The sequence below is a fragment of the Pseudomonas sp. OA65 genome (assembly GCF_017498305.1).
Lineage (GTDB): Bacteria > Pseudomonadota > Gammaproteobacteria > Pseudomonadales > Pseudomonadaceae > Aquipseudomonas > Aquipseudomonas zanjanensis.
Window position 1 is genome coordinate 21,930 of sequence record NZ_JAGDEZ010000061.1, and the last position, 6,260, is coordinate 28,189.

The 6,260-nt window shown below is 62.1% G+C and carries 6 protein-coding genes; 4 read left to right on the forward strand and 2 right to left on the reverse strand.

What is annotated here, in order from left to right:
* The first annotated feature begins 93 nt into the window (after window positions 1-93).
* A complete protein-coding gene (prmB, locus tag J3361_RS27825) occupies window positions 94-1,002 on the forward strand; it encodes a 50S ribosomal protein L3 N(5)-glutamine methyltransferase (protein ID WP_207967241.1) in 909 nt (302 codons plus the stop codon).
* Window positions 1,003-1,173: 171 nt separating this feature from the next.
* Here the strand turns inward: prmB and J3361_RS27830 are convergent, their stop codons facing one another.
* Together J3361_RS27830 and J3361_RS27835 are read right to left on the reverse strand one after the other, a co-directional pair.
* Window positions 1,174-1,962 carry a hypothetical protein gene (locus J3361_RS27830; protein ID WP_207967242.1) on the reverse strand — a complete coding sequence of 263 codons (789 nt, stop codon included), beginning with the start codon at window positions 1,960-1,962 and terminating at the stop codon, window positions 1,174-1,176.
* Between the two features lie 106 nt (window positions 1,963-2,068).
* Complete coding sequence (locus J3361_RS27835) at window positions 2,069-3,034, reverse strand: alpha/beta fold hydrolase (protein ID WP_207967243.1); 966 nt, start codon at window positions 3,032-3,034, stop codon at window positions 2,069-2,071.
* A gap of 143 nt (window positions 3,035-3,177) precedes the next feature.
* Here J3361_RS27835 and aroC point away from each other — a divergent pair, with 143 nt between their 5' ends.
* The 3 genes from aroC to J3361_RS27850 are packed head-to-tail and all read left to right on the forward strand — an operon-like array spanning window position 3,178 to window position 6,029.
* Complete coding sequence (gene aroC / locus J3361_RS27840; protein ID WP_207967244.1) at window positions 3,178-4,269, forward strand: chorismate synthase; 1,092 nt, start codon at window positions 3,178-3,180, stop codon at window positions 4,267-4,269.
* A gap of 34 nt (window positions 4,270-4,303) precedes the next feature.
* Window positions 4,304-5,449, forward strand: coding sequence for an MFS transporter (locus J3361_RS27845; protein WP_207967245.1), 1,146 nt, complete (start codon window positions 4,304-4,306; stop codon window positions 5,447-5,449).
* Between the two features lie 34 nt (window positions 5,450-5,483).
* On the forward strand, window positions 5,484-6,029 hold the full coding sequence (locus J3361_RS27850; RefSeq protein ID WP_207967246.1) for an acireductone dioxygenase: 546 nt from the start codon (window positions 5,484-5,486) through the stop codon (window positions 6,027-6,029).
* Window positions 6,030-6,260: the final 231 nt, after the last annotated feature.

The following is a 6,260-nucleotide window of genomic DNA, read 5'->3' on the forward strand; positions in this document are numbered from 1 at the left end:
AGGTCCGGCGCTTTTCGTTCGTCATCGGGGCGTTTGGGTGGGGCGACGTTTGGCTGGTAGACTCGCCCGTCGATTTTTCTGGAGTTTGCCGCCGTGATCACTTCCCGTCTCCGTACCCTGCGCGACCATATCCGTTGGGCCGTCAGCCGCTTCCATGGAGAGGATCTGTTTTTCGGCCACGGCACCGACAATGCGTGGGACGAAGCCAGGCAACTGGTGTTGGGCGCGTTGCATCTGCCGTGGGAAATTGCCGACAGCTACCTGGACTGCCGTCTTGAAGACGAAGAGCTGGTCCACGTGCAGCGTTTGCTGCGTCGGCGCATTGCCGAGCGCATTCCGACGGCCTACCTGTTGGGTGAGGCCTGGTTCTGCGGGATGTCGTTCATTGTCGATGAACGCGTGCTCATTCCGCGTTCGCCCATCGGTGAGCTGATCGAAAAGCGTTTCGAGCCTTGGTTGGGCCAGGAGCCGGCGCGAATTCTCGATCTGTGCACCGGTTCCGGCTGCATCGGCATCGCCTGTGCTTATGAATTCCCGGAAGCCGAAGTGGTGCTGGCCGACCTGTCGTTCGAAGCACTGGAAGTGGCCAACCAGAACATCGAGCGCCACGGTGTCGATGAGCGCGTGTTCACCGTCCAGGGCGATGGTTTCGAAGGTTTGCCTGGGCAGCGTTTCGACCTGATCGTGTCGAACCCACCCTACGTCGATGCGGAAGATTTCGCCGACATGCCCCAGGAATACCAGCATGAGCCGGAGCTGGGCCTGGCCTGTGGCGACGACGGCTTGGACCTGGTTCGCCGGATGCTGGCCGAGGCGGCGGATCATCTGACCGAGAAGGGGCTGTTGATTGTCGAGGTGGGCAACAGCCAGGTGCACATTGAGGCGCTGTACCCGGAAGTCGATTTCGCCTGGCTCGACTTCGAGCGCGGCGGCCATGGCGTGTTCATGCTCAGCGCCGAGCAGTGCCGCCAGCACCAGGGGTTGTTTGCTTCGCGGGTTTGATCACTGTGACCGCTTTTGTGGCGAGGGAGCTTGCTCCCGCTGGGCTGCGAAGCAGCCCCTGCTTTAATGGCTCAAAATGGTATTTGCCGGATTTACGACTGCTGCGCAGCCGAGCGGGAGCAAGCTCCCTCGCCACGGGATTGGATGTGGTCGTCTCATTCAACGTTGGGATCAGTGCCGCGTCGCAATCCAGATCAGCAACCCCGCCTGGAACATGGCGAAGGCCACCAGGCAGGTGATGGTGAAGCGCAAGCCGGTGTCTTCGCGCTTGAACTTGGTGACCTTCTCTTCCTGCTGCTTGAGTTTGACTTCCTGTTCCGCCAGGTTCTGCTCGGCTTGTTGCAGCATCTGCGCGGCTTCGAGGATGGTCACGAACTGCAGCTTCTCGGTGTTCCAGTCGCCGACCAAATCACCAACCTGGGCTGACTTGATACTGCCCTTGAGGTGCTGGGCGTCGGCGTAGGCCACCTCGAAACCCTGGGCCTTGAGGAAGCGGTCGCGGCGCAGGCGCGTGTCTTCGTTCAGGGCGTCCTTGTTATCCAGGTCGGTGCCGTCTACCTGATAGGCCGACCAGCGCTTCTTCGCCCAGGTAATACCCTGGGCCGCGAGGAAACGGCCGATGCCACGGTTCAACGGCTCGACTTGCAGGTTGTCCGGGGAAAAAGTCAGGCGTTTTTCGACGTGATCGGCCCAGACGTCCAGGTGATTCTGTTCCTTGCGCACTCGCTGGTTCGGCAACTGGAGGGTCATGCGCAGCAGGCTGCGTTCCTTGCTGTGGCGCTCGACATAGCTGAACTCGACAAACCGCAACGGCCGCGCGCCGGTGGCGCGGTCGGTCTTGAGCGGCGCCAGCCGGAGCATCTTGTGATGCTCGGTATGCACGTCGGCCCACGGCAGCTCCACCGCAGACGAGGCGGGCGCTTCGGCAGCGGTGTCGGGGGAAGCTTGAGTTTCAGTCATAACGGCAAAATCCTGTCCAGGCCGGCGGGTCGGTAGCCATTGCGCTATCCGACACCGGGTTATCGGCCATTTTTGCCATTACTGAAATTAAATCGACTAAAACCGCCTAACGCGCGGCTAACGAGTCAATAAAACGCAGAATTCGCGTACCGACCTCGGCCGCCAGGGGCAAGTTGGGATCCTTGTAGGAGGCCAGTTGTCGTTTCACGTCGTTGGGCACGATGCGCATCACGTGATTCATGCCCTCGATCAGCGCCAGTTCGGCGTCGGGCTTGGCGGCTTTCAACTGCCTGGCATCATCGACGCTGACCTGGATGTCGTTGCTGCCCTGGATGATCAAGGCCGGCATCTTTAACGCGGCGAAGGCCCGGGCCGGGTCCTGGCGGAACAACGAGATCAGGTAGGGCTGTACGCTGGGGCGGAAAATCACCTGCAGTTGCGTCGGCACGTTGTTGTCGAGCCGCCCGGCCTTGAGGCTGTCGAGCAGCTCATTGCTGCGCAACATCAGCGGCGGTGGCAGGCGGTTGCTCAATTGTTGGCGCAGTACCTGGTCGATTGGCCGGGCGCTGCCGGACAGGGAAATGACCGCCGCCGCGTTGGCCTGGGGCGCGGCGAGGCTGGCGATCAGCGCGCCTTCGCTGTGGCCCAGCAGGATCAACGGGCCCAGGCGTGGGTCGGCGGCGAGCTTGCGGCTCCAAGCCACGGTATCGGCGACATAGGCCTCGACGCTCAGGTTGCGCTCGTCCGGTGTCGCCGCGAGGCTGGCGGCCACACCGCGCTTGTCATAGCGCACGCTGGCAATGTTGTGCCTGGCCAGGACCCAGGCCAGGCGCTTGAGACTGTCGTTGCGCCCGCCCTCGGGGTTGTTACCGTCGCGGTCTGTAGGACCGGACCCGGAAATGATCAGGACAACCGGCACGGGCGTGTCGGACTTGGGCAGCAACAATGAGCCGAATAGTTCGCCATTGCCGGTGTCGAGGCTGATCGGGCGTTGCAGCACCGTGGCCTGGGCCAGGCAGGAAAACAGGCCGGTGAACAAGGTAAGGCTTAGGGCTAGCAGCTTTAACATCATCACGCCATTAGTTGCGAAGGTGCCGGTTGGACTGGTGGCCGCCGATAAGGTTCGAGGATGAACTACGCGGGGAGCCTGCGTATACTGGCGCCCACTACGAATCCAAGGTTGAGTCTCTCAGCGTTTTTCACGGAGCACCCTGCATGTCCGGCAATACCTACGGCAAGCTGTTCACTGTCACCACCGCGGGCGAAAGCCATGGCCCGGCGTTGGTCGCCATTGTCGACGGCTGCCCGCCGGGGCTGGAGATTTCCCTGGACGACCTGCAGCGTGACCTGGACCGCCGCAAGCCCGGCACCAGCCGCCACACCACCCAGCGCCAGGAAGCCGATGAAGTCGAAATCCTGTCCGGCGTGTTCGAAGGGCGCACCACCGGCTGCGCCATCGGCCTGTTGATCCGCAACACCGACCAGAAGTCCAAGGACTATTCGGCCATCAAGGATCTGTTCCGCCCGGCCCACGCCGACTACACCTACCATCACAAATACGGTGAGCGCGACTACCGTGGCGGCGGCCGCAGCTCGGCCCGGGAAACCGCCATGCGCGTGGCGGCCGGGGCGATTGCCAAGAAGTACCTGGCCAGCCAAGGCATCGTCATCCGCGGCTACATGAGCCAGTTGGGCCCCATCGAAATCCCGTTTAAGACCTGGGACTCGGTAGAGCAGAACGCCTTTTTCTGCCCCGATCCGTACAAGGTGCCAGAACTCGAGGCCTACATGGACCAACTACGCCGGGACCAGGACTCGGTCGGCGCAAAGATCACCGTGGTCGCCGAAGGCGTGATGCCGGGCCTTGGCGAGCCGATCTTCGACCGCCTCGATGCCGAGCTGGCCCACGCGCTGATGAGCATCAACGCGGTGAAAGGCGTGGAAATCGGCGCCGGTTTTGCCTGCGTCGCCCAGCGTGGCACCGAGCACCGTGACGAACTGACGCCTGAGGGTTTCCTCAGCAATAATGCCGGCGGCATCCTCGGTGGCATTTCCTCGGGCCAGCCGATCGTGGCGCACCTGGCCTTGAAGCCGACGTCCAGCATCACCACGCCGGGGCGCTCCATCGATGTCCATGGCAACCCGGTGGAGGTCATCACCAAGGGGCGTCACGACCCCTGCGTCGGCATTCGTGCCACGCCCATCGCCGAGGCGATGATGGCCATCGTGCTGATGGATCACCTGCTGCGTCATCGTGGCCAGAACGCCGACGTGCGCGTCAGTACCCCGGTGCTGGGGCAACTTTGATGGCCGGCCTGCCAGCCGCCGTGGCCTGACGACCGTGGCGGCACTGCCGTACTGGCGGCTTTCCAGCTTTTATCTGTTCTATTTCGCGCTGCTCGGTTCGACGGCGCCGTTCCTGGCGCTGTATTTCGATCACCTGGGGTTCAACGCGGCGCGCATCGGCGAGCTGGTGGCGATCCCCATGCTGATGCGTTGCGTGGCGCCGAACATCTGGGGTTGGCTGGGGGATTACACCGGCCGACGCCTGGCCATCGTGCGGTTTGGCGCGATCTGCACGCTGTTGGCCTTCTCGCTGATCTTCATCGACAAAAGCTACGCCTGGCTGGCGATGGTCATGGCGTTACACGCATTTTTCTGGCACGCGGTGTTGCCGCAGTTCGAAGTCATTACCTTGGCCCATCTGAGCGGGCAGGCCTCGCGCTACAGCCAGATCCGCCTGTGGGGTTCCATCGGTTTCATCATCACCGTGGTTGTGCTCGGTCGCTTGTTCGAATGGCTGAGCCTGGACATCTACCCGGTGGCGCTGGCGTTGATCATGGCCGGCATCGTTCTCGCCAGTTTCTGGGTGCCCAATGCCCAGCCTTTGCAGGGGCCGCGAGTCGCGGGGGAGGGCTTCCTGCGGCAACTGCGCAACCCTGGCGTATTGGCGTTCTATATCTGCGTGGGCCTGATGCAGGTGAGCCACGGGCCGTATTACACCTTCCTGACGTTGCACCTCGAACGCCTGGGTTACAGCCGCGGTTTGATTGGCCTGCTCTGGGCAGTCGGTGTGGTGGCGGAGGTGTTGGTCTTCCTGCTGATGAGCCGGATCCTGGCGCGGTTTTCCGTGCGCCGGGTGTTGCTGGCGAGTTTCCTGCTGGCGGCGTTGCGCTGGCTGTTGCTGGGTTCGCTGGCGGAATTTCTCTGGGTGTTGTTGTTTGCCCAGGTGCTGCACGCGGCGACCTTCGGCAGCTTCCACGCCGCGGCCATCCATTTCGTGCAACGCAGTTTCGGCCCTCGCCAGCAAGGCCAGGGGCAGGCGCTGTATGCGGCGCTGGCCGGCACGGGCGGGGCCTTGGGCGCGTTGTATTCCGGCTACAGTTGGAACGCCCTGGGTGCCAGTTGGACGTTCAGCCTCGCCAGCCTCGCCGCTTTTGCGGCTGCCGTTATCATTGCGACACGTATGCAAGAGGACCGGCCATGAGCCTTCGAACCGTTAATTTGCTGGAGCCTTTGTCATGAGTAGCCTGTCCGTCTATCACGTTTCGAGCCCTGAGATTCCGAACAAGGTGTTGACCCACTTTGAGGACATTGCCGCGACCTTGGCTGAGCAAGGTGTTCGCTTTGATCGCTGGGAAGCGGCGGCGAATATTCAGAGTGGGGCCAGTGAGGAAGAGATCATTGCGGCTTACCAGGTTCAGATCGATGGGGTGATGACCGAGCGGGGGTATGTTGCGGTCGATGTGGTTAGCGTTAGAAGCGATCACTCGGAACAGGCCGAGCCGCAGGCTGAGTGGCTGGATGAGTATCGCCATAGGCAGGACGAGGTACGATTTTTCGTTAGTGGTCGGGGGTTGTTTAACCTGCACATTGGCGATTATGTCTTCGCTGTGTTGTGTGAAAGGAGCGATTTGATCACGGTGCCTGCTGGTATGCCGCATTGGTTTGATGGGGGGGAGCGGCCGTATTTCGTTTCGATTCGGTTGTCTGGTGATTTGCAGGGGGTGGTTGCCGAGGTTACTGGGGATGATATTGCTCGGCGGTTTCCTCGTTTGGAGGATTGACCGCGTTCTTGGGGTGGGTGTGTATATCCATTGCTGCGGTAACGGCGGCTTATGGTTCCGCCCTTACGGCGGCTCACTTTTGAGAAGCGCAAAAGTAAGCAAAACGCTTCTGCCCCACCACTCGGTGCCTCGCTAGGGCTCGGCATGCCCTCACTCCGGCATTGCTCCGTGGGCCGCCGCGAAGGGCCATCCATGGCCCAGCGCGGCTATCCCGGCATCCATGCCGGGATG